The 22,433-nt window shown below is 70.4% G+C and carries 19 protein-coding genes; 4 read left to right on the forward strand and 15 right to left on the reverse strand.

Annotation, left to right across the window (positions count from 1 at the left end):
- Positions 1–61: 61 nt before the first annotated feature.
- Both GH747_RS03495 and GH747_RS03500 read right to left on the reverse strand, forming a co-directional pair.
- Positions 62–2,557, reverse strand: a complete 2,496-nt coding sequence (locus GH747_RS03495) for a glycoside hydrolase family 65 protein (protein ID WP_149768146.1) — start codon at positions 2,555–2,557, stop codon at positions 62–64.
- Positions 2,554–3,345, reverse strand: coding sequence for an HAD family hydrolase (locus GH747_RS03500; RefSeq protein ID WP_149768147.1), 792 nt, complete (start codon positions 3,343–3,345; stop codon positions 2,554–2,556). Before GH747_RS03500 ends, GH747_RS03495 begins: the two co-directional genes overlap by 4 nt.
- 264 nt (positions 3,346–3,609) lie before the next feature.
- Between GH747_RS03500 and GH747_RS03505 the strand changes: the two genes are divergently transcribed.
- The gene (locus GH747_RS03505) at positions 3,610–6,144 is read left to right on the forward strand and encodes a DUF6801 domain-containing protein (RefSeq protein WP_149768148.1); all 2,535 of its coding nucleotides are present in this window, start codon (positions 3,610–3,612) and stop codon (positions 6,142–6,144) included.
- Between the two features lie 172 nt (positions 6,145–6,316).
- Here the strand turns inward: GH747_RS03505 and GH747_RS03510 are convergent, their stop codons facing one another.
- The 7 genes from GH747_RS03510 to GH747_RS03540 all read right to left on the reverse strand — a co-directional run bounded on the left by GH747_RS03510 (position 6,317) and on the right by GH747_RS03540 (position 15,804).
- Positions 6,317–7,285, reverse strand: coding sequence for an endonuclease domain-containing protein (locus GH747_RS03510; RefSeq protein ID WP_149768149.1), 969 nt, complete (start codon positions 7,283–7,285; stop codon positions 6,317–6,319).
- Positions 7,286–7,435: 150 nt separating this feature from the next.
- Positions 7,436–8,638, reverse strand: a complete 1,203-nt coding sequence (locus tag GH747_RS03515; RefSeq protein WP_149768150.1) for an acyl-CoA dehydrogenase family protein — start codon at positions 8,636–8,638, stop codon at positions 7,436–7,438.
- Positions 8,635–9,867, reverse strand: a complete 1,233-nt coding sequence (locus GH747_RS03520; RefSeq protein WP_149768151.1) for a CaiB/BaiF CoA transferase family protein — start codon at positions 9,865–9,867, stop codon at positions 8,635–8,637. The genes GH747_RS03515 and GH747_RS03520 overlap by 4 nt, the downstream gene beginning before the upstream one ends.
- Positions 9,864–11,360 (reverse strand): aldehyde dehydrogenase family protein, encoded by a 1,497-nt coding sequence (locus GH747_RS03525; RefSeq protein ID WP_149768152.1) that lies wholly within the window; start codon positions 11,358–11,360, stop codon positions 9,864–9,866. Before GH747_RS03525 ends, GH747_RS03520 begins: the two co-directional genes overlap by 4 nt.
- Positions 11,361–11,507: 147 nt before the next feature.
- Positions 11,508–12,839, reverse strand: coding sequence for a 4-aminobutyrate--2-oxoglutarate transaminase (gene gabT / locus GH747_RS03530; protein WP_456085348.1), 1,332 nt, complete (start codon positions 12,837–12,839; stop codon positions 11,508–11,510).
- Positions 12,840–12,844: 5 nt separating this feature from the next.
- Entirely contained in the window at positions 12,845–14,290 is a 1,446-nt protein-coding gene (locus GH747_RS03535; protein WP_149768153.1) for a gamma-aminobutyraldehyde dehydrogenase, read from the reverse strand.
- Positions 14,287–15,804, reverse strand: coding sequence for an APC family permease (locus GH747_RS03540; protein ID WP_228552756.1), 1,518 nt, complete (start codon positions 15,802–15,804; stop codon positions 14,287–14,289). Before GH747_RS03540 ends, GH747_RS03535 begins: the two co-directional genes overlap by 4 nt.
- A gap of 130 nt (positions 15,805–15,934) precedes the next feature.
- On the opposite strand from GH747_RS03540, the gene GH747_RS03545 reads away from it, so the two are divergent.
- Together GH747_RS03545 and GH747_RS03550 are read left to right on the forward strand one after the other, a co-directional pair.
- Positions 15,935–17,659: a PucR family transcriptional regulator gene (locus GH747_RS03545; RefSeq protein WP_163695274.1), complete on the forward strand. Its 1,725-nt coding sequence runs from the start codon at positions 15,935–15,937 to the stop codon at positions 17,657–17,659.
- Positions 17,660–17,980: 321 nt separating this feature from the next.
- Positions 17,981–18,700: a hypothetical protein gene (locus tag GH747_RS03550; RefSeq protein ID WP_149768155.1), complete on the forward strand. Its 720-nt coding sequence runs from the start codon at positions 17,981–17,983 to the stop codon at positions 18,698–18,700.
- A 4-nt stretch (positions 18,701–18,704) separates the two neighbouring features.
- Here the strand turns inward: GH747_RS03550 and GH747_RS03555 are convergent, their stop codons facing one another.
- The 4 genes from GH747_RS03555 to GH747_RS03570 form a co-directional block, all read right to left on the reverse strand.
- Positions 18,705–19,145 carry an SRPBCC domain-containing protein gene (locus GH747_RS03555; protein ID WP_205602742.1) on the reverse strand — a complete coding sequence of 147 codons (441 nt, stop codon included), beginning with the start codon at positions 19,143–19,145 and terminating at the stop codon, positions 18,705–18,707.
- An 83-nt stretch (positions 19,146–19,228) separates the two neighbouring features.
- On the reverse strand, positions 19,229–19,594 hold the full coding sequence (locus GH747_RS03560) for a VOC family protein (protein ID WP_149768157.1): 366 nt from the start codon (positions 19,592–19,594) through the stop codon (positions 19,229–19,231).
- 6 nt (positions 19,595–19,600) lie between these two features.
- The gene (locus GH747_RS03565; RefSeq protein WP_149768158.1) at positions 19,601–19,933 is read right to left on the reverse strand and encodes a TfoX/Sxy family protein; all 333 of its coding nucleotides are present in this window, start codon (positions 19,931–19,933) and stop codon (positions 19,601–19,603) included.
- Positions 19,934–20,078: 145 nt separating this feature from the next.
- Positions 20,079–20,642 (reverse strand): dihydrofolate reductase family protein, encoded by a 564-nt coding sequence (locus GH747_RS03570; protein WP_149768159.1) that lies wholly within the window; start codon positions 20,640–20,642, stop codon positions 20,079–20,081.
- Positions 20,643–20,774: 132 nt separating this feature from the next.
- Between GH747_RS03570 and GH747_RS03575 the strand changes: the two genes are divergently transcribed.
- On the forward strand, positions 20,775–21,251 hold the full coding sequence (locus GH747_RS03575; protein ID WP_149768160.1) for an SRPBCC family protein: 477 nt from the start codon (positions 20,775–20,777) through the stop codon (positions 21,249–21,251).
- A gap of 4 nt (positions 21,252–21,255) precedes the next feature.
- On the opposite strand, the gene GH747_RS03580 is transcribed toward GH747_RS03575, so the two are convergent.
- Together GH747_RS03580 and GH747_RS03585 are read right to left on the reverse strand one after the other, a co-directional pair.
- Positions 21,256–21,822, reverse strand: coding sequence for a DUF6036 family nucleotidyltransferase (locus GH747_RS03580; RefSeq protein WP_149768161.1), 567 nt, complete (start codon positions 21,820–21,822; stop codon positions 21,256–21,258).
- Positions 21,822–22,349 (reverse strand): helix-turn-helix domain-containing protein, encoded by a 528-nt coding sequence (locus GH747_RS03585; protein ID WP_228552757.1) that lies wholly within the window; start codon positions 22,347–22,349, stop codon positions 21,822–21,824. Before GH747_RS03585 ends, GH747_RS03580 begins: the two co-directional genes overlap by 1 nt.
- Positions 22,350–22,433: the final 84 nt, after the last annotated feature.

Below are 22,433 nucleotides of genomic sequence, written 5' to 3' on the forward strand. Positions count from 1 at the left end.
CCAGTGCACCGCGAATTTGCGGTGCAGCGCGGGTGTTTGCGGTGGGAGCACCGCAAACGCCCTACGGGTGGGGAACGGTGGCGGTGATGATGGAGCCGTCGGCTCGGCGTACGCCGTCGAGCGGACCCGGGCCGGGCGTGGGGCCGAGCGCGGGACCCTGACCGTCGAGGGGTACGACGACCGGCTCCTTGGCGGTGACATGCACGATCTTGCCCCGTACGGAGAGCTTGGCGCCCGCGCCCTGCTCGACGCTGAGCTCGATCGACTCGGCGCTCACGCGGACGCGCAGCCGTGATCCGCGGAGCATCACGCGGTAGGTGAGGCTGTCCCACCCGGCGGGCAGCCGCGGGTCGATCGAGAACTCGCCGTTGTAGTCGCGGAACCCGCCGAACCCGCTGACCAGAGCACTCCACACACCGCCGGTCGAGGCGACGTGGACGCCGTCGGAGGCGTTGCCGTGGAGGTCGGCCAGGTCGACGTACAGCGCCTCGGTGAAGTAGCGCACCGCGAGGTCGGAGTAGCCGACCTCGGCAGCGATCAGCGACTGCACGACGGCCGACAGCGTCGAGTCGCCGGTGGTGATCGGGTCGTAGTACTCGAAGTCGTTGCGCTTCTGCTCCACCGTGAACTGGTCGCCCTGCAGGTACAGCGCCAGTACGACGTCGGCCTGCTTGAGCACCTGGAACCGGTAGATCACGAGCGGGTGGTAGTGCAGCAGCAGGGGCCGCTGCTCCGCCGGCGTGTGCGCGAGGTCCCACACCTCCCGCTCCAGGAAGTGCGAGTCCTGCGGGTGGATGCCGAGGTGCTCGTCGTACGGGATCGCCATCGCCTCGGCGGCGCGCTCCCACTCGTCGATCTCGTCCGGGTCGAGGTCGAGGCGTGCCATCATCCGGGCGTACGCCTGGGGCCACGCCGACTCGAGCTCGCGGACCGCGCGTGCTGCGCGTCGCAGGTTGAACCGCGCCATGACGTTCGTGAACAGGTTGTCGTTGACGACCGTCGTGTACTCGTCCGGACCGGTGACGCCGTGGATGTGGAACGACCCCGCGCCTTCATTGCGCCAGAACCCGAGGTCGGCCCACATGCGGGCGGTCTCGACCAGGATGTCGACGGCCTCCCGCATGAGGAAGTCCGTGTCGCCGGTCGCGTCGACATAACGGCTCAGGGCGTACGAGATGTCCGCGTCGATGTGGTACTGCGCGGTGCCTGCGGCGTAGTACGCAGACGCCTCCTCGCCGTTGATCGTGCGCCACGGGAACAGCGCCCCGCGTTGCGAGAGGTCGCGCGCGCGGCGCCGAGCGGCGGGCAGCATGTTGTACCGGAAGCGCAGCGCCGCCCGCGCGAGCTGCGGATAGACGTAGGTCAGGAACGGCAGGACGTAGATCTCGGTGTCCCAGAAGTAGTGGCCGCCGTAGCCGGACCCTGTCACGCCCTTCGCCGGGATGCCGGCACCCTCGGCGCGCGCGGAGGCCTGTGCCACCTGGAAGAGGTTCCACCGCATCGCCTGCTGGAGGGAGTCTTGACCGCCGATCTCGACGTCGGCACGGGCCCAGAAGGAGTCCAGCCACGCCTTCTGGTCGCTGAACTGGCGTCCGATGCCCTCACCGTCGACACGGTCGAGCGTGCGGCGGCAGCGGTCGAGGAGCTCGCGGGCCGGCACGCCGCGTGACGTGTGGTAGGCGGCGACCTTCGTGAGCCGGATCGTGTGGCCCGGTTGCGCGTCGACCTGGTAGACGACCTTGGCCATGTCCTCCTCGACGTACATGCGCCGCTGGACCGGGTCGGGAGTCTCGATCGTGTGGTCGGCGCCGACGCCCAGGGTCATCCCCGACTCGGCGGCGCGGTAGCCGAGCAGGACCCGCGCGCAGCTCTCGTCGACGTCTTGGAGCTGGGGCTCGAGCACCCGTCGCCCGAAGCGCTCGGCCTTGCGGGGGTCGGCGCCCTCGCCCATCGCGGCGGCCCGCACGTGGTACTCGTCCTCGCCGTCCTGCCGGTTGAGCAGCTGGCACGACAGTGTGATCGGGGCTGCAGCGTCGAGGACAGTCACCTCGAAGGTCATCACGGCGAGGTGGCGCTGGGTGAACGAGACCATCCGCTCCGAGCGGATCCGGACCCGCTTGCCGGCCGGCGTGCGCCACACGATCTCGCGGGTGAGCACACCGGTCCGGAAGTCGAGAGAGCGCTCGTAGTCGATGAGGTCGGCGACGGGGAGCAGCAGCGGCTCGTCGTCGACGTACAGGCGGATCACCTTCGCGTCGGGCGCGTTGACGATCGTCTGCCCGACGCGGGCGAACCCGAACGCCTCCTCGGCGTGGTTGATCTTCCAGGTCTCGTGGAAGCCGTTGACGAAGGTGCCGTGCGCGTACGACTCGCGGCCCTCCTCGACGTTGCCGCGCAGGCCGAGGTAGCCGTTGCCGAGGGCGAACAGCGTCTCCGTACGACCGAGGTCGTCGGCGCTGTAGAAGCGCTCGACGAGGCGCCAGCGGTCGACCGGCCAGCGGTGCCGGTCGAGGTAGTCGGAGACGTGGCGCGGGCTGTCGCGCGGGACCGGGGTCACGCCGCACCCCCGGCCAGCGGATCGCCTTCGCTGGTTGAGCGAGCCTGCGAGTCGAAACCACCCACGAGCTCGCCGAGGTCGTCCACCACGACGTCCGCGCCATGGTCGGTCAGCACCTGGTGGCCGGCGCCCCGGTTCACGCCGATGACCAGCCCGAAGTCGCCGGCCGCTCCGGCCTCGACCCCGGACACGGCGTCCTCGACCACGATCGCGCGCTTGTCGTCCGCACCGAGGGAGTGGGCGGCGTACGCGAAGGTGTCCGGCGCGGGCTTGCCGGGGAGTCCCTGGGCTCGCGCGACGCTCCCGTCGACGACGACCGGGAAGCGGTCGGCGATGCCGGCCGCGGCGAGGACGTCGGGTGCGTTGGCCGAGCTGGAGACGACGGCGAGGCCGATCGGCAGCGTGGCGAGGTGGTCGAGGAGGGCGACCGACCCGGGGTACGCGGTGACGCCGTGCAGGGACAGCTCGCGCTCGAACTCGGCGTTCTTGCGGTTGCCGAGACCGCACACCGTCTCGGCGGTCGGCGGGTCGGCGGGATCGCCCTCGGGCAGGACTATGCCGCGCGCGGCCAGCAGGGAGCGTACGCCGTCGTAGCGGGGCTTGCCGTCGACGTAGGCGTAGTAGTCGGCGGAGGTGTACGCGGGGGCGATGTCGTGCTCGGCGAAGTACGCGTCGAACAGGGCCGCCCAGGCGCGCATGTGCACCTCGGCGGTCGGGGTCAGAACCCCGTCGAGATCGAACAGGACAGCGTCGTAGTCGGCCCAACGGACCAGCGGCGAGTCGGTCACCCTTCGAGGGTATGGCGTCGAGGTTGCGCGCGCGTCACGTGTGGACGTTTTGCGGCTGCGAGTCCGAGGTGACCCCGGTGCACAGCACCGAACGGCCGGTTGATTCAATCAACCAGAAGCGCGTGACACGCGTCACGTCTCATGGAGCACGCCGGATCTTTCCGCGATCTCGCCTAAAAGCCTCACGCGATGTAGTTCCGAGTGTAAACTCAAGTTAATTCTGTACATTGTGAATTTGTGCAGTGATTCTCTGGAGGGAGAACGATGAACCAGCCCACACGGCTGCCCGGTGCGGTGACGACACGTCGCCTCGCCGGGTCGGTCACCGCCGGTGCAGTGATGGCCGGCATGCTCACCGCGGTCGGCGTCGCAGCCGCGGGACCGGCTTCGGCAGCGGTCCAGCTCGAGAACAACTTCAACTACAAGTGCGACGTCAACGCCGCCGGCATGGGCCTCGGCGTGAAGAACGTCGGCATCCACGCCGCCGTCAGCGTGCCGCGCTCCGTCGAGCCGGGTCAGACCCTGCCGGCCCGCAAGACCCAGATCACGCTGACGATGCCCGAGGACCTGCGCGCCGCGACGCTCGGCCTGCTCGGCGCGAAGACCGCCGGCGGCAAGTCCTCCGACGCGGCGATCACGATCACCGCTCCTGGGGTCGCCGACGGCATCGTGGTGCCGATCGGCAACCTCTCGGCGCCGCAGACCGCCATCCCCACGGGCGCGGACGCGACGTGGAAGATCCCGACCGAGGGCGACATCCCGGACATCACCGTGCCGGAGTCGGCGACCGACGTCGCCACCCTGCGCATGCCGGCCAAGTTCACCGTGGACGCGACGCTGGTCAAGCCTGACGGCAGCACGATCGGCCCCGAGGGCGCGGTCAAGATGAAGTGCGACCTCGACGCCGACGGCCCGAACGGCGATGGCGTTTTCGGCGAGATCCCGATCGTCCCCGCAGGCACCCCGCTGACGGCGCTCGACGTCACCTGGACGAAGCCCGTCTACACCGAGGACCCGCTGAACTTCTCGGGCATCCGCATCCCTCTGCGCTCGAAGGGCGGCACCGGCGACGACGTGACGTACGAGCTCGTCACGATGCCGACCGGCAACAACGGGACGAAGATCGTCGGTGACGCGGCCGAGGTCGTGATCAGGGGCAACACCCCGTTCGGCAACTACTCGTTCACCTACCGCGCCAAGGGCGAGAACGGGCAGGTCAGCGCGCCGGCCACGGTCACGTACGAGCTCAAGAACGCTCTCCCCGTCACGGGCGACCGCACGTTCAAGACGACCAAGAACAAGCCTCTCGACGTGTGGCCGTACGCCCGCGACCGCGAGTCCGGCGGGCCGTTCCCGTGGACGCTGGGCGGCAAGGTCACCTACACCCAGCCGTCGCACGGGAGCGTCGAGGCGTTCTTCGACGCCGACCGTCCCGCGGACGAGGACTTCCTGGCGACGCAGCACAAGGCGACGTACGTCCCCGAGCCAGGCTTCGTCGGCAAGGACTCCTTCACCTTCACGCTGACCGACGAGCACGGCGGCACGAGCACCGGCACGATCAACGTCGACGTGGTCGAGCCGGCGCAGGCCGTGTACGGCGAGCTCAAGGACGTGCGCTACCGCTGCGCGTTCGACATCAAGGCCCACCCCGGGACGTTCCAGCCGGACCCCACCGGTGTGCACGACGAGACCCTGACCGACATCATCGGCGGGATCTTCGGTGGTGACGTGACGTTCCGCGTCGACGTCAAGGCCCACATGCCGAAGACGGTCGCGCCGGGCGCCAAGATCACGGTGCCCGACACCGACATCTCCCTCAAGATGGCGCAGCCGATGGTCGAGCTCCTCGCGGGCACCGACATCCTCACCGGGCCCGCGATGGACCTCGCCGGGTTCGGCGTGACCACGGTCTCCGGCGTCGCACGCTCGGACGCCGTCTTCACCGAGACCGCCACGGGCAAGACCTACAGCGTCCCGATGACCGGCCTGAAGTCCGCCGAGGTGCCGATCTCGCTGCCGGTCCCGGCCGCTGGCGTCTCGATCCCGGTCAAGGGCGGCCTGCCTGCCATCACGGCACCGGCATCGGGCGCGCTGAAGGTCTCGATGCCCAAGACGTTCGAGATCGACTCGTTCCTCAAGCCGAACGTCATGGGCTTCATCCCCTACGTCGGCCTCGCCTGCACGGCGATGGAGGGCGAGGACCTCACGATCGCGACCACTCCGGTGGTCGCCCCGTCGAAGGTCACGGCGTCGGCTCCGACGGTGCGGTACGGCGCGACGGCCCCGAAGGTGAACGTGTCGGTGGCGCCTTCCGCCGCGACGGGCACGGTGGAGGTCCGCAAGGGCTCGACCGTCCTGGGGCGCGCGAAGGTCTCCGGCGGCAAGGCCTCGGTCACGCTCCCCCGTACGGCGCTGAAGCCGGGGGCGCACGCGCTCTCGGTGCGCTACCTCGGTGACGCGAAGACCACGGCGTCCGCGTCGACGGTGCGACTGACGGTCGCCAAGGCGAAGGCGTCGGTCGCCGCGAAGGTCACGACGAAGAAGGTCGTGGTCAAGAAGACGCGGGCCAAGGTGCGCGTCACGGTCAAGGCCACCGGCGTCACGCCGACCGGGAAGGTCGCGGTCTACTACCGCGGCAAGAAGGTCGGCACGGCGACGCTGCGCTCGAACGGCACCGCAGTCGTCACCCTCAAGAAGCTGCCGAAGGCGGGCAAGGCCAGCCTGTCGATCCGCTACCTCGGCAGCACGACCACCGGTGCGGCGACCAAGACCGTCAAGGTCACGGTCAAGCGCCGGTAGGGCGGTTCCGTCTCGCTCTTCTCCTTCCTCGCCGCTGCGCGAGTAGAGCGAGACGAAACCCCCGCTGTGGCCCCTGGTTCCGCCCTCCCGGAGCCAGGGGCCACGCCCGTTTCCGTCCCGTCCCCGACCCCCGCCGCCGCCCCGTCCGCGATTCGGGCAGTTCGGGTACGAATCAGGGTGCGGACTCGTACCCGAACTGCCCGGATCGGGGACGGGAGGGGTGGGACGCGAACCAGCGAGTCCACATCGCGTTGAAGTGCGGGCGCGGGCCGTCGTACCCGTTGTCGCGCAGTGCCCCGTAGACCCGCCAGACGATCGCCTTCTTGTTCGCGAGGTCGTCCTCGAGGACCACGATCACCGTCCAGCCGAGCCTCTCCAGTGCTTCACGGCGCGTACGATCACGCGCCCGCTGCTTCTTGGAGCGCTCGTGCCAGGCGCCGTCGTACTCGACGATCACGCGGTACTTCCAGTAGACGAGGTCGCAGCGCGCCACGAACCGGCCGGCGGCGTCGAGGACGTCCGGATTCGGGTCGGGCTCCGGCAGGCGCGCGAACACCAGCGCAAGGCGTACGAGGGTCTCCATCGGCGACTCGACCCGCTCGCGGACGTACGCGAACGCGCGCCGAGCCCGTACGACGCCGTCGATGTGGCACTGGTCGAGGTACGCCCGCAGGTCGGCCAGCGCGGTGTGGGACTGGTGGATGAGGTGCTCGGCCGTCATCACGAACTCGACCAGGTTCAGGATCGTCCCGCAATCGACGTAGGTCCGATCTGGTCCGGTGCACGCGATGCGGTGCCGTACGTACGCCCGCAGCCGGCCGCGGCGCCGGTGGAGCCGGAGGTCGGAGCGCTCGCAGACACGGGTGGTGTTGGTGGAGAAGTGCAGCGGGAAGAGGGCTCTGAGTTCGAGTCCCCAGAGGCGCAAGGCGGTGAGGTGGCTGGCGACGGCGTCGTCCGGCAGCAGCAGGATCGCAGCGCGCAGCGTGAGGACGAGCGTGTCGGCGAGCGAGGCGACGGCGTAGACACCTCGCAGCACGCGTCGGAAGCGCGTGCCACTCAGGTCCTGGCGCGCAAAGCCGTGCCGGCGCGCGGTGTCGAGGGTGAAGGGGCGAGAGGCGAGGGCGTCGGGGATCGGTTTCACGCCAACCAAGGTGTGGCCTGCGACGAGATTCCCGCTCCCGTCGTCCACAGGCTGCCCGTCCGTCCCCGATTTGTGGGAAAGCGCAAGGAATTCGGGCCAGGAAACCTTGCTGAATCCCACAAATCGGGGGCGGGACGGGACGGGGGGCCCTCAGCGGAAGGCGGGCTGGCCGGTCAGGGCCTGGCCGAGCACCAGGGTGTGCATCTCCGTCGTGCCCTCGTATGTCAGCACGGACTCGAGGTTGTTCATGTGCCGGATGACCGGGTACTCGAGCGAGATGCCGTTGGCGCCGAGGATCGTGCGTGCCGTGCGGCAGATCTCCAGCGCCTCGCGCACGTTGTTGAGCTTGCCGATGCTGACCTGCTCGGGACGCAGCCGGCCCGCGTCCTTGCGGCGGCCGAGGTGCAGCGCGAGCATGACGCCCTTCGCGTACTCGACGGCCATGTTGGCGAGCTTCTCCTGCGTCAGCTGGAAGCCGCTGATCGGTCGCCCGAACTGCTCGCGCTCCCCGGCGTACGACAGCGCGGACGCGAACGCTGACCGTGCCGCTCCCATCGCGCCCCAGACGATGCCGTACCGCGCCTCGTTGAGGCACGACAGCGGCCCCTTGAGCCCGGTCACCTCGGGCAGCACGGCGTCGGCCGGCAGGCGTACGCCGTCGAGCACGATCTCGCCGGTGACCGAGGCCCGCAGCGACAGCTTGTGCTTGATCTCCGGCGCCGAGAAGCCGGACGTGCTGGTGGGGACGACGAAGCCGCGGATGTCCGCAGGGTTGTCGGAGGTCTGCGCCCAGACGACGGCGACGTCGGCGACGGGTGCGTTCGTGATCCACATCTTGCGGCCGTCCAGGATCCAGTCGCCGCCGGCGTCCTGCCGTGCGCGTGTCCGCATCCCGCCGGGGTCGGAGCCCTGGTCCGGCTCGGTGAGCCCGAAGCAGCCGATCGCGTCGCCCGCTGCCATCCGCGGCAGCCAGGTCTGCTTCTGGTCCTCGCTCCCCCAGCGCCAGATCGCGAACATCGCGAGTGACCCCTGCACGGACACGAGCGACCGCAGCCCGGAGTCGGTCGCCTCGAGCTCGAGGCACGCCAGGCCGTACTCCGTCGCGCTCATCCCCGCGCAGCCGTAGCCCTCGAGGTGCATCCCGAGGACGCCGAGCGCGCCGAGCTCCTTGGTCAGCCCGCGGATGTCCGGGATCTCGCCACGCTCGAACCAGTCGGCGACGTACGGGTCGACGCGCTCCGCGCAGAGGTGCCGTACGGAGTCGCGGACCGCGAGCTCGTCGGCGCTGAGGAGGTCGTCGATGCCGGCCGGGTCCATCGGGTCGAACGCCGGGAGGCGCGAAGGTGTGCTCATGGGTTCTCCGTCCCGTCCGCCAACCAGCGGCGGACTTCGTCGTCGTGCTGTCCGAGAAGCGGGGGCGCGGTCGGCGCCACGGGGGTGCTGCGTGAGTACGTGATGGGGTGGCGCACCTGCGCCGGGTGGCCGTCGCCGACCTCGACGGTCGGGTCCAGGCCGAGCTCACGGGCACGCGCGATCGCGGTGCCGATGTCACCGACCTCGCCCACCGGGACGTCCGCGGCCGACAGGCGCCGCTGCCACGCGGCAGCGGTGTCCGCGGCGAGGGCGTCCTCGAGTGCGACGACCAGCGCCGTGCGGTGGGCGACCCGGTCGCCGTTGGTGGCGAAACGAGGGTCGTCGGCGAGCTCGGGGTGTCCGATGCCTTTGCAGAGCCGGGCGAACTGGCCGTCGTTCCCGCAGGCGACTGCGATCGTCCCGTCGGCGCAGCGGAGCGTCTCGTACGGCGCGATCGACGGGTGCTGGTTGCCCATCCGGCCGGGTGCCGTGCCGGTGGTGAGATAGCTCGACGCCTGGTTGACGAGCGACCCGAGGAGACTCGAGAGCAGGTTCACCTCGACGTGCTGGCCGAGGCCGCTGCGCTCACGCTCGGCGAGGGCGGCGAGGATCCCGATCACGGCGTCCTTGCCGGTGAGCACGTCGACCAGCGCGACCCCGGCCTTGGTCGGCTCGCCGTCCGGGTCGCCGGTGATGCTCATGAGACCGCCGACCGCCTGGACGACGAAGTCGTACCCGGGGAGGTCGGCACCGGCGCCGCTGCCGTAGCCGGTGATCGAGCAGTAGACGAGGCCGGGATTGTCCGCGGACGCCGCGTCGTACCCGAGTCCGAGGCGGTCGAGCGCGCCGGTGCGGAAGTTCTCGACGAGCACGTCTGCCCGGCGTACGAGGGTGCGGGCGAGCGCGAGGTCGGCGTCGTCGCGCAGGTCGAGGGTGATGCTGCGCTTGGTGCGGTTGGCGCTCTCGAAGTACGAGGCGGTGCCGCTCGCGGTCCACGGCGGACCCCACTGGCGGGTGTCGTCGCCGGAGCCCGGGCGCTCGACCTTGATGACGGTCGCGCCGAGGTCCGCGAGCATCGACGTCGCCATCGGGCCCGCGAGGACGCGGCTGAGATCGGCGACGACGATCCCCTCCAGCGGCGCGCTTGCAGTTCCCCCTCGCTGGTTGAGCGAGCGGAGCGAGCGCCGTCCTGAGCGAGCGAAGCGAGTCGAAGGGTCGAAACCGCTCACGGCAGCACCAGCCGACCGTCGACGCGGCGCGGGATGTCCCACGGGTTGCCCTCCCGCACCGGTGCGGGGAGCGCGGCGTCGGGGACGGACTGGTACGTCACGGGGCGGGTGAAGCGGGCCAGTGCGGCTGCACCCACCGAGGTCGCGGTCGGGTCGGACGTCGCGGGCCACGGACCGCCGTGGTGCTGGGCCCACGTGAACGCGACGCCGGTCGGGTAGTCGCCGACCGTGACGCGGCCCGCCTTCGCGCTGAGCTCGGCGAGCACGCCGGGAAGGTCCGGGTCGGAGTCGCCCTGGGCCATGATCGCCGCGGCGAGGGTGCCCTGGAGGGCGTCGACCGTACGCGTCAGCGCGTCCGCGTCCTCGTACTCAGCGACGAGTGCCACGGGTCCGAAGCACTCCTCCAGCAGCCGGCTCCCGGGCTCGAGCGCGTCGATCGGGACGGAGAGGACGGTGGACGCGACCGACCAGCCGGCATCCGGGCCGTCGACCTGCGCGACGACCTCCGCGCCGGCGTCGACCAGCTCGCCGACGCCCGTACGCGCTGCGTCCGCGATGCCCTGCGTGAGCGACCAGCCCCGGGGTGCCGCGTCGCGGAGCGCGGCGGCGACCGCGTCGGCGGCACCCGATCCGCGCGGAGCGAGCAGGAGGCCCGGCTTCGTGCAGAACTGCCCGGTGCCGAGCGTGAACGACCCCACGAAGCCGGAGGCGATCTCGTCGAGCCGCGCCTCCGCCGCAGCGGCGGTCACGACGACGGGGTTCACGGTGCCCATCTCGGCGAACACCGGGATCGGAACCGTACGGCGCTCCGCCGCGTCGCGCAGCGCCATCCCCGCGCGCTGGGACCCGGTGAACGCGACGGCGGTGATCTGAGGCGACTCCACGAGGCGGACGCCGGCGTCGAACCCGTGCACGATTCCGAACGCGCCCTCCGGCGCGCCGGCGTCGGCCAGCGCCTCCTTCGCGAGGGCGCCGAGCCGCTGGCTCAGGAGCGGGTGCGCCGGGTGGCCCTTGACGACGACCGGACAGCCCGCCGCGACGGCGGACGCCGTGTCGTTGCCGAGGACGCTGAACGCGAACGGGAAGTTGCTCGCGCCGAAGACCGCGACCGCGCCGCGCGGCACGTTGACGCGCGCGAGTGCGGGGTTGGCTCCGGCGGCGTGGTCGATCGTCGCGCCGAGGAAGGAACCCTCGACGGCCACCTCGGCGTAGAAGCGCAGCTGCCCCGCGGTGCGGGCGACCTCGCCCTCCAGTCGAGGCCGCCCGAGCGCGGTCTCGGAGTCCGCGAGGTCCACGAGCTCGTCGCGCGCGGCCTCGAGAGCGTCGGCGATCGCCCCGGACCAGCGGGCCCGCTCCGACGGCGGCGTGGCGGCGACCTCCGCCGCGCACGCCGCCGCAGCAGCGACGATCGCGTCCACCTCGGCGTCAGACGTGGCGGCAACCTCGCCGTTCACGCCGCCGGTACGCGGGTCGTACGAGATGTCAGCGCTCATCGGGCACCTCCTTCAGGTCCCGTCCCCGATTCGGGCAGTTTGGTGAGGATTTCCGGGTCGGATTCCGCACCGAAGTGCCCAAATCGGGGACGGGGCGGGCGGGGCGGCCGGGGCGGACGGGGCGGACGGGGCGGGCGGGGCGGCCGGTCACGACAGCCCCCGCACTCCCGCCTCGAGGACCCCGAGCGCGTCGTCGAGGAGGTCGTCGCTGATCACGAGGGGCGGGAGCAGCCGGATCACGTTGCCGTACGTCCCGCACACCAGGATCAGCACGCCCTCGCTGTGGCAGTGCTTCGCGAGCGCCTGCGCGAACCGCGGCGCCGGATCCTTCGTCCCCGGCTCCACGAGCTCGATCGCCAGCATCGCCCCGCGCCCGCGGACGTCACCGATCACGCCGCCGGTGTCTGCACGCAGAGCCTCGAGTCGCGGCTTCACGCGCTGCTCGATCTCCGCCGCCCTCGCGACCAGGCCCTCGCTCTCGATCGTCTCGATCGCGCCGAGCGCCGCCGCGCAGGCGACCGGGTTGCCGGCGTACGTGCCGCCGATCCCGCCCGGTGCGACGGCGTCCATGATCTCGGTGCGGCCCGTGACCGCGGACAACGGCATGCCGCCCGCGAGCGCCTTCGCCGTCGTCACGATGTCGGGGACGATGCCCTCGTGCTCGCTCGCGAACATGCGGCCCGTCCGCGCGAACCCGGTCTGGACCTCGTCGGCGACGAACAGGATCCCGTGCTCGCGCGCGAACTCGACCACCGCAGGCAGGAACCCCTCGGCCGGCACGATGAACCCGCCCTCGCCCTGGATCGGCTCCGCCACGATCGCCGCCACGTTGTGCGCGCCGATCTGCGTCAGGACGATGTCCTTGAGCTTCGCCAGCGCGTCGGCCGCGCAGGCCTTCTCGTCGCCGTCGTACCTGTACGGGTACGCCATCGGCGCGCGGTAGACCTCCGGAGCGTACGGCCCGAAGCCCTCCTTGTACGGCACGTTCTTCGCCGTCATCGTCATCGTCATCAAGGTGCGCCCGTGGTACGCGTGGTCGAGCACCACGATCGCCGGCCGCCCGGTGGCCGCGCGCGCGATCTTGACCGCGTTCTCCACCGCCTCCGCGCCCGTCGAGAAGAGCGCGGTGCGCTTGTCGTGGTCGCCGGGCGTCAGTCGGTTGAGCGCCTCGGCGACCTCGGTGAACCCCTCGTACTCGGTCACCATGAAGCAGGTGTGCGTGAACTTCGCCGCCTGCTCGGCCACCCGCGAGACGACGCGCGGCGCCGCGGCACCCACGCTCGTGACGGCGATGCCGGAGCCCAGGTCGATGATCTGGTTGCCATCGACGTCGACCAGCAGCGCGCCGTCGGCGTGGTCGACGAACACGGGCAGCGTGATGCCGAACCCTCGAGGCACGTGCTTCGAGCGCGCCTCGTGCAGCTCCACCGAGCGCGGGCCCGGGATCGCGGTCTTGAGGAGTCGCTTCTGCTCGGTCATCGTCATCATCCTTCGAGGTTGGCCATCACGTGCTTGATCCGCGTGTAGTCCTCCAGGCCGTACATCGACAGGTCCTTCCCGTACCCGGAGTGCTTGAATCCACCATGCGGCATCTCCGCGACGAGCGGGATGTGGGTGTTGATCCAGACGCAGCCGAAGTCGAGCGCGTTGGACATGCGCAGCCCGCGACCGAGGTCCTTGGTCCACACCGACGACGCGAGGGCGTACGGCACGCCGTTGGCCTTCGCGATGGCCTCGTCCTCGTGCTCGAAGGTCTGGACGGTGATGACGGGGCCGAAGATCTCGCTCTGGATCAGCTCGTCCTCCTGCTGCAGCCCGTCGATGACCGTGGGCTCGACGAAGAAGCCGCGGTCGCCCTGCCGCTGGCCGCCGGTGGTGACGGTCGCGTGGTCGGGCACCCGCGAGAGGAAGCCGAGGACGCGCTCGAGCTGGTTCGCGTTGTTGACCGGCGGGACCCAGACGTCCTCGTCGTGACGACCCTTCTCGTACGACGTCGCGGCGGCCTTCGCCTGCTCGGTGAGGGCCGCGACGAAGTCGTCGTGGACGCGCGGGTGGACCAGGACGCGCGTCGCCGCGGTGCAGTCCTGGCCGGCGTTGAAGTAGCCCGCCATCGCGATGCCCTCGGCCGCAGCGGCGATGTCGGCGTCGTCGAACACCACGACCGGTGCCTTGCCGCCGAGCTCGAGGTGGACGCGCTTGAGGTCGGTCGACGCAGCCGCAGCCACCTGCCGTCCCGCACCCACCGAGCCGGTGATCGACACCATCGCCGGCGTCGGGTGCGAGACGACGGCAGCCCCCGTCGTACGGTCGCCGCAGACCACGTTGAGCACGCCCGCGGGGAGGAACTCGGACGCGATCTCGGCCATCTTCACCGTCGACACCGGCGTGGTGTCGCTCGGCTTGAGGACGACCGTGTTGCCCGCGGCGAGCGCCGGCGCGAACTTCCAGACGGCCATCATCATCGGGTAGTTCCACGGCGCGACCTGCCCGACGACGCCGACCGGCTCGCGACGGATCCACGAGGTGTGGCCCGCCATGTACTCGCCGGACGACCGTCCCTCGAGGACGCGGGCCGCACCGGCGAAGAACCGGATCTGGTCGACCATCGGCGGGATCTCCTCCGCCATGGTCACCGGGACGACCTTGCCGGTGTTGCGGCTCTCGGCCTCGACGAGCTCCTCCGCACGCGCCTCGATCGCGTCGGCGATCTTGAGGAGAGCGTGCTGGCGCTCCGACGGCGTGGTGCGCCGCCAGGTGTCGAAGGCCTTGGCCGCCGACTCGTACGCGAGGTCGACGTCGGCCTCGCCGGACAGCGGCGCGTCGCCGTACTTCTCTCCGGTGGTCGGGTCGACGAGGTCGGTACGGCGTCCGTCGCGGGTGTCGACGAGCGCGCCGTCGACGAAGTTCTGGACGTGGACGGTGTCGGTCATGCGGACTCTCCTGGGTAGCGGGTGGCGGTGTTGACGGCGTCCCCGTGGGCGGCGTCGGAGTGGCGGTACGGCTTGGCGATGAGCATGTAGACGAGGCCGACGCCGACGACGATCGCGGCGCCGAGGGCGACGATCCAGTTGTCGTACCAGGGCACGTCGGGGGTGCGCGGCCAGATCATGTTGAGCGAGGCGAGCACCTGGTAGATCAGGGCTGCGGCGGTGACGAGCATCCCCCAGCCGCGGAGCGTGAACTTGCCGGACGGCTTCCAGCCCTTGAGGCGGGCGCGGAGGGCGGCGGCGACGACCATCATGAACGCCAGGTAGATGCCGAAGGCCGCGAACGAAATGATCCGTACGAGCGCGTCGTCGGAGACCTGCGAGCCCACGATGACCACGATCGGGATGAGCGCGGCGAGTGCGAGCGCGTACGGCGGGACGTGCCGCGCCTGCGAGAACGTCTTGAGGAGACGGCTGCCCGGCATCATGTCGTCGCGGGCGTACGCGTAGATCATCCGGCTCGCGGCTGCCTGCAGGCTGAGCACGCACGACAGGAACGAGATCAGCACGATCACCAGCACGATGCGGAAGCCCACCGATCCGAACGCATTCTCGAGGACCGTCGAGACCGGGTCGGGATCCTCACCGGCGAAGACCGCGGCGAAGCTGGGGACGCCGAGGATGAGCGCGAACGTGATGAAGAACGCCGCGGCGCCGCCGACGTAGATGGTCATCCGCATCGCCTTCGGGATCTGGCGTCCCGGGTCCTTGACCTCCTCGGCGACGTCGCCGCAGGCCTCGAACCCGTAGAACAGATAGAGGCCGAGCAGCGCTGCTGCAGCGAACGCGGGGAAGTACGAGCCGCTGCCTTGCACGTCGTAGGTGTCGAACAGCGCGCCGATGCTGTGGTGGCGCTCGGTCAGCAGCACCCAGACGCCGACGACGATCGCGCCCACGAGCTCCGCGGCGAAGCCGAAGAACGCGATCTTGGCGAGGAGCTTGGTCCCGCCGAGGTTGAGCAGCGTGGTGACGAGAATCAGACCGATCGCGCACCAGATCGTCACTGCGGTCGTGGGGTCGATGCCGATCACGATCGCGACGAACGGACCCGCTCCGTACGACACCGACGCGATCGTGACGGTCAGCGCGATCATGTAGACCCAGCCGGTCATCCAAGCCCAGCGACGGCCCCACAGGCGGCGCGCCCACGGATAAACGCCGCCGGCGACGGGGTACTGCGCGACAACCTCGCCGAACACCAGCGCGACGAGGAGCTGGCCGAGGGCGGCGAGGACGATCGCCCAGATCATCGGCGGACCGCCCTGCGCAAGCGAGCTGGCGAAGAGTGAGTACACGCCGACGACCGGCGAGAGATAGGTGAACCCGAGGGCGAAGTTGCCCCACAGGTTCATGTCGCGCTTGAACTCGGACCGGTAGCCGAGCGACGCCAGGTGCGCGTCGTCAGCGTCATGGGTGGAACCTCGGGGGTCGGTGGGGTCGAGATGCGATGCCGTCACGGGAGTCTCCCTGGAAACGAACTAGGTGCGCAGCGCCGTCGCCGCGCACGGATGACTAGCACGCTAGGAGGGCGGCGACGGGTGGCGACCCTGACAAAAGGGAGTGCCAGATGCGCCTAGCATGGACACTATGTCTATGTCGCCCACGCCGCCCTGGGACGCGTACGACGTCCCGCTGGCGTGGTTGCTCGACCAGGAGGAGCTCGCGCTACGGCTCGTCGAGCCGGCCCTCCCTCCGCTGGTCGAGGCGCCCCTTCCTCCGCTGGTCGAGGCGCCCCTCCCTCCGCTGGCCGAGCCGGCCCTCCCTCCGCTGGTTGAGCGAGCGCAGCGAGTCGAAACCCCCTCCCCGCCGCTTCCTCCGCTGGTTGAGCGAGCGCAGCGAGTCGAAACCCCCTCCCCGCCCCACCCCACCTCCGTCGCCATCCGCTGGGCCCACTCGATCGAGATCCTCGACCCGACGCCCTTCCTGCGCGGCGGCGAGCTGGTCCTCACCACCGGCCTGCGGATGCCGCGGGCACGCGCCGAGCAGGCGGCGTACGTCGACCGGCTCGCCGCGGCAGGTGTGGTGGGGCTCGCCTTCGGCGTCGGGGTCCGGTTCGAGACGATCCCGGTCGGCCTGCGCCAGGCGTGCCGTCGTGTCGGGATGCCGCTGGTGGAGGTGCCGCTGCCGACGCCATTCGTGGCGATCACGCAGGCCGTCGCCGCGCGGCAGGCAGAGCTGCAGAACGCGGTGACCCGGCGCGCGTTCGCGTTCCAGCAGCAGATGACGCGGGCTGCGCTGGAGGGCGGTACGGCGGGGCTGACCGCGGCGCTCGCGCGTGAGCTCGGCGCCGGTGTCGTGGTGCTCGACGAGTTCGAGACCACGGTCGCCGTCGCGGGCGCGGATGACGTCCTCATGGGGCGGGTCGCCATCGAGGTAGAGAGCCTCGCGGCGCGACCGGGCCCCGCGAGTGCCACGGTCGTCTCCGGGGAGAGCACCCTGGCGGTGCAGCGGCTCGGTGGTCTCGAGCGGGCGAGCGGGTGGCTGGCGGTCGAGGTCCCGGGGGCGATCTCGGTGGGCGACCGCCTGCTGCTGAACCAGGCGGCGTCGCTGCTCACCCTCCAGCGGGAGCGGCCGCGCGAGCTGGTCGACGCGCGGCACCGGCTGGGCGCGACGGTCCTGGAGCTGCTCCTCGACACCGACGTCGTCGCACCTGCGGTCGTGCGGCACCTGGGTCACTTCGGGTTCGAGCCCGCCGACCGGGTGCGGATGGTGCTCGCAGCACCCGGCCACGGTCGTACGGCGCCGCTCGACGTCGTCGCGCACGCGCTGGACGCGGAGTCGGTCGCGCACGTCGAGGCCCGCTCCGGCGACGACGTCCTCGTGCTCGTCCGTGATCAGGACGCGCACGCGAGCGTCGAAGCAGTGGTGGACGCCCTCGCCCGGGCGAGCAGGCACGACGTCGTCGTCGGAGTCAGTGGCGCACTGCCGACGGCGAGGGCTGCGGCGGGCCGGTCGGGCGCGACGCACGCGGCGGCGTCGGCGCGGGCGTCGCACGAGCGGGTCGGCTGGTACGGGACCTTGACGCTGGAGGCGATCCTCGCCGACGACGCCGTACGCGCGCGGGTTGCCGCGCTGGCCGAGTCGCCGTTGGCGCCCCTGCTCGAGGGCAGCACGGAGCGCGATCGTGTGCTGGTGGAGTCGCTTGAGGTGTTCCTGCGACACAACGGCTCGTGGGAGACGGCGTCGCGCGCGCTCGGTGTCCACCGGCACACGCTGCGCAACCGGATGGCGCGGGTCGAGGAGCTGACCGGGGCGCGGCTCGACGTCGCCGAGGATCGGGTGGCGCTGCTCCTCGGCCTCCTCGCGCGATAGCCGCCGCCCCCGCCCCGCTGGTCGAGTAGCCCGAGCCGCACCCCGCCCCAGCTGGTCGAGTAGTCCGAGCCGCACCCCGCCCCCGCTGGGCCGCACCCCGCCCCGCTGGTCGAGTAGTCCGAGCCCCTAGGCGAGGACGTATCGAGACCGGTGAACGGATCTCGATACGCGCTCCGCCAGGGCTCCGCGCTACTCGATCGGCGGGGTGGTGGGCTGCGCGCTGCTCGATCGGCGGGGTGGTGGGCTCCGCGCTATTCGATCGACGAATGCATCTCACGCAAACGCCTCACGACGGCGCCGCCTGCGTCACACATTGTGGAGATGGTGCACGGGCACGATGGTCTCGGGGGCGGTCGGTTGATCGCTGCGCTCGCGAGAGTGCCCCAGGTCGCGACCGCTGATCTCAGCCGCTACTGGCATACCGCGGAGGCTGAGTCGGAGCCGTTCATCGAGCTCGACGGTCACCGCTTCCGGCGTACGGAGTCGATGGTCGAGGTCGAGGCGACGTCAGACGTGGGCGGCTGGGTCCGCTGGTGGATCGACCCGAACCCGCAGCTCCCGCACGTCATGCTCTCGATCACCGACGACATGAGCCTCGCCCTCACTCTCGGCCGCTCGGCGCCAGGAAGCGCCGGCGCGATGCTGCTCGAGCAGAACGCGGCAGAGGCCGTCGCGCTCGCCCGCTACGGAGCCGGGTTGATCAACGGCGTGCAGGTCGTCGCCGTGCACTTCCCGGTGCCCGGCGACACCGTCACTGTTCTTCTGGTGCCGCTGCCCGAACCGCCACCGGGGCCGGTCGGGGGGCAGTGGGTGGAGGCCACGTTGCCCGCGGTCGAGGCGTGCAACCGCGTCGTCCAGGCCTGCGGCGACCTCGGGGTTGTGGCGTCGCAGGTCACCTCGGCCGAGGCAGCGCGGATCGATCGTGCCCCGGCGTTCGACTGGCGCGCCCAGCTGAGCGAGATGGCCGCGGTCTCGAAGGACGCGAAGGCGATCCTGAGCCTCGTGAAGGCAGTCGCCGACCTGTTCCCCACCGATGGGTAGGACGTCAGCCCTCCAGCGCCGCCGCTAGTCCGTTGAGCTGGAGCCTGATCCCGCCGCGCACGTGCGGCAGGTCGTGCGCGCCGTCGCCGGTGGGTGTCACGAACGCGACCTGCTCGGTCCACCGAAGCTGTGTGCCGCTCTCGGTCGCGTCGAGCGCGACGGTGACCAGCGAGGTCCAGCGCAGCACGTCGTCGACGTGCGTCTCGTAGGTCAGCACGATCCGCCGCGCCGGAGCGAGGTCCACGAAGCGGGAGTCGTACGCGACCCCTTCCGCGGTCCCGTCGAGCGTCCGGAACGTGCTGCGTGCCGACTCGCCGCCGCCGACGCGGAAGTCATGCTTGTACGTCGCGTCCCGACCGGGAAGCCGGAACCAGCGGCGGCGTACGGCCGGGTCCGCGAACGCCTCCCACACGCGCGACGGCGGTGCGGGCACGTCGATCGTCACCGTGAACGTGTCATGCCGTACTGCGGTGGGCGCGCTCGTCGTCATGGTGAGGTGCAACCGCGGCCTCGTGCGGGATAGTCCCGCTACGGCGTGCCGTCGGGGTCCTCCGTCGGCCCGCCGCCGAACCCGATCTCGTTGCCGTCCGGGTCACGGTAGGTCCACTTGCGGACGCCGTTCTCGTACGTCTCCCGCTGGGCCGGCTCGATGCCGCGGGCGCTGATCGCGTCGACGGCGGGCTCGAAGTCCTCGAGAAAGACGGTCACATGAGAGTGGCCGGCGTGCTCCGGCTTGAGCTCGACGTAGAGGAAGCGGTGCTCGGCGAGCTCCCACACCGCCTCCACGTCGTTGGGCCTGAACGCCTCGTCGCTGCCGAGGAGGCGGGCGTACCAGGTGGTCGCCGCGTCGAGGTCGCTCACATAGATCCCGGCGAAGAGGTCGAGTTTGCTCATGCTCGCCTACTTCGCGGGGAGCGACCGGGTGTACGCAATGCCGCGGCCGACCCATTCGGTGAGAGCGGCGTCGTCGCGTACGGCGTCGTCCGAGACGCGCAGCCAGCCGCGCATCTCGCGCCCGCGCATCTCCATCGGCTCGACGCCGAGCCCGTCGACGAGCGCCTCGGTCTCGTCCGGATCGACGCGCACCATCAGACCGCCCTGCCCGCTCGCAGCGACTGCCATGTGGCCCGCGATCAGGAACGCGAGCCCTCCGAACATGCGCCGCTCGGCCAGCGCCGCCTCGCCGGCGACCACCGCGCGGATCCGCTCCGCCAGCTCTTCGTCGTACGCCATGAGGCTCAGTCTCCCGCTCGTCGAGGCGCGAAGCGATCGAGACGGGGTCTCGATACGTCCTCCGCTGGCGCTCCGAACTACTCGACCAGCGGAGGGGGCTGGCGCTCCGGACTACTCGACCGGCGGAGGGGGCAGCGACCCCGCCCTACTTCACGACGTCGAAGACCTGCTTCTGGATGCCGTTGCCGTACGCCTCGTGCTCCACGAGCTGCAGCTTCGTCGTGTCCTTGTCGGCGTCGCTCCACAGGCGCTTGCCCGCGCCGAGCAGCAGCGGGAACACCAGCAGGTGGTAGCGGTCGACGAGTCCGGCGTCGGCCAGCGAGCGCCCGAGCGTCGCACTGCCGTGCACGGCGATCGGACCGCCCTCGGTCTCCTTCAGCGCGGCGACGTCGTCGAGCGAGCGCAGGATCGTCGCGGGCCAGCGGTCGTCATCACCCTCGAGCTTGGTCGAGACGACGTAGCGAGGCATCGCGTTGTACTCCGCGAACTCCTCCATCGTCGGCCACACCGGCGCGAAGGCCTCGTACGACTTGCGGCCGAGCAGCAGCGCCGTCGTCTCCTCCTGCTCGCGGCCCTTGATCTCGTACGCGGCCTCGTCGAACTCGACGTCCTTGAACGTCCATCCGGAGTTGCGGTAGCCGGGCTCGCCGCCGGGTCCTTCCATGACGCCGTCGAGCGAGACGAATGCGGTGACGATGAGTGTGCGCATGGTGTCCTCCAAGTAGTCGATCGGGCCGGTTCGACCCTAGTGCCGAACGGCCTCTCACCCGTACGCCGAACGGGGCCGACGGATTTCGACATCTGCTTGCTCGCGACCTTCGCGCAGGCGCATCCTCGAGGGGTGACGTCCATCGAGCTCGTCATCGAGCGCACGATCGCGGCGCCGATCGACCGGGTGTTCGCGCGGTTGGTCGACATCGATCGCTATGGCGAGTGGATGCCGGCGAAGGGCAGCATCCTGAGAGGGACGCGCCAGACGTCGCCGGGCGCGGTCGGGCTGGGGACGACGTTCGTCGACCAGACGAGGCTCGGCGAGACGCCGGGCGATGTCGTCGAGTTCGAAGCGCCGACGACGGTGGTGTTCCACTGGTGGGAGAAGTCGAAGAAGGGCACGCTCAAGGCCGAGGGCTGGCCCGGCTACCAGCTGTCGGCGACAGGCGATGACAGAACGCTCGTCCGCCACCGTGCGCAACTGAACCTGTACGGCGCCTACCGGATGGCGGCGCCGATCTTCCGGCGGTTCGCGCTTCGAGAACGTACGACGGTGATGGACGCGCTCAAGGCGTCGTTCGAGACCGACCCGTTGCGGCGTACGTGACGCCTCAGGTGGGGTGTGCTGGCAGCCAGGCGAGAGCCCGCGCCGCCGCCGCCGAGTACCGCTCCGGGACTGTGGACAACCGTTCGGCGATCACCTCTCGATCGACAAGATTGACCTGGATCAATGCGCCGACGAACTCGCGATCCTTGTCGCGGAAAGCGCAGAGCTTCGCGACGCAGAGATCCTCCTTGTCGAGACACCATCCGATGAACACCGGCTCGCCACCAGGGGCGGCAGTGTTGGGGTTCTGCACCCTGACGAGTCGATCTCTCCAGCCTTCGGAGAGGGCGGACGTCTCCAGGTCGACCCCGTCGATGCTGAAGCCGTGGGCTTCTTCGTACGGAGAGAACTCCCCCGCCACCCCTTCGATCTCATCGGCCAGTCGAGCAGTCTCTTCGTTGGTTTCGGCGATCGGCAGGATGTCCACCTCCCTCGAGGCTGTGGCTGCATCCGGCAGCTGGTCTTCGTCGTACGTTCCGAGAATCGACTGTGATCCCACGACGATGACCTCGGGTCGGCCGATGATCTGGCACGCGGTCCGGATGGCGTGCTCGAGCTGATCGCGTCGCATCAGCTTGCCCGCCGCAGGTCCCTGAGAACGTCCAGTCGCTCGGATTCCGGCAGCAGACCGCCCATGGGCGAGACCTCACGCATCTCGATCGAGTCACGATCAAGACCTGTCATGACGCGGTGGAGACCGAGCACGTCGCGGTTCGCGATGAGCGACTCCCACCGGTCGACGTTTCTGAGATGTCGTTCGCCTCGGACCGACGTTCGTTCCCGATCGAGATTGCGTTCGAGTCGCGGAATCCATTCCTCCAGCGTGTCGGGCGTGAGGTGGCACGACAGCTGGCGGTGCAGCCGCCACGATCGTCGTTCGGATCGGGTCAGCTCGGGTACGACCGGGCGTCGGACGACCTCCAGCCGGTAGCCCATGCATGAGAGGAGCCGATCGAGCTGGCCGTCGCTCAGATCGACCCTCCCGGAGAGGAATTGGCTGATGCTTGGCTGGTGCACTCCGCTCAGCCGGGACAGCATCGATTGCGTGGTGCCCGTCTCGGTCATCACGTGGCGGAGGAGGCTTCCGCGCGTCGTCACACAGGAACTATAGCAATTCATGCTATGGCGACGCTCCACATCACACTGCCCCACCATTTCGCGCACGGCAAGGTATGCCTTACC

Origin of the sequence: Mumia xiangluensis, assembly GCF_010994095.1 — a bacterium.
Taxonomy (GTDB): domain Bacteria; phylum Actinomycetota; class Actinomycetes; order Propionibacteriales; family Nocardioidaceae; genus Mumia; species Mumia xiangluensis.

Bases quoted from the DNA above. Each gene is read 5' to 3' on its own strand.
- GH747_RS03505 (WP_149768148.1), top strand. From the start codon at position 3,610: ATGAACCAGCCCACACGGCTGCCCGGTGCGGTGACGACACGTCGCCTC.
- GH747_RS03515 (WP_149768150.1), bottom strand. From the start codon at position 8,638: ATGAGCACACCTTCGCGCCTCCCGGCGTTCGACCCGATGGACCCGGCC.
- GH747_RS03525 (WP_149768152.1), bottom strand. From the start codon at position 11,360: ATGAGCGCTGACATCTCGTACGACCCGCGTACCGGCGGCGTGAACGGC.
- gabT (WP_456085348.1), bottom strand. From the start codon at position 12,839: ATGACCGAGCAGAAGCGACTCCTCAAGACCGCGATCCCGGGCCCGCGC.
- GH747_RS03535 (WP_149768153.1), bottom strand. From the start codon at position 14,290: ATGACCGACACCGTCCACGTCCAGAACTTCGTCGACGGCGCGCTCGTC.
- GH747_RS03545 (WP_163695274.1), top strand. From the start codon at position 15,935: ATGTCTATGTCGCCCACGCCGCCCTGGGACGCGTACGACGTCCCGCTG.
- GH747_RS03550 (WP_149768155.1), top strand. From the start codon at position 17,981: ATGGTGCACGGGCACGATGGTCTCGGGGGCGGTCGGTTGATCGCTGCG.
- GH747_RS03560 (WP_149768157.1), bottom strand. From the start codon at position 19,594: ATGAGCAAACTCGACCTCTTCGCCGGGATCTATGTGAGCGACCTCGAC.
- GH747_RS03565 (WP_149768158.1), bottom strand. From the start codon at position 19,933: ATGGCGTACGACGAAGAGCTGGCGGAGCGGATCCGCGCGGTGGTCGCC.
- GH747_RS03570 (WP_149768159.1), bottom strand. From the start codon at position 20,642: ATGCGCACACTCATCGTCACCGCATTCGTCTCGCTCGACGGCGTCATG.
- GH747_RS03580 (WP_149768161.1), bottom strand. From the start codon at position 21,822: ATGCGACGCGATCAGCTCGAGCACGCCATCCGGACCGCGTGCCAGATC.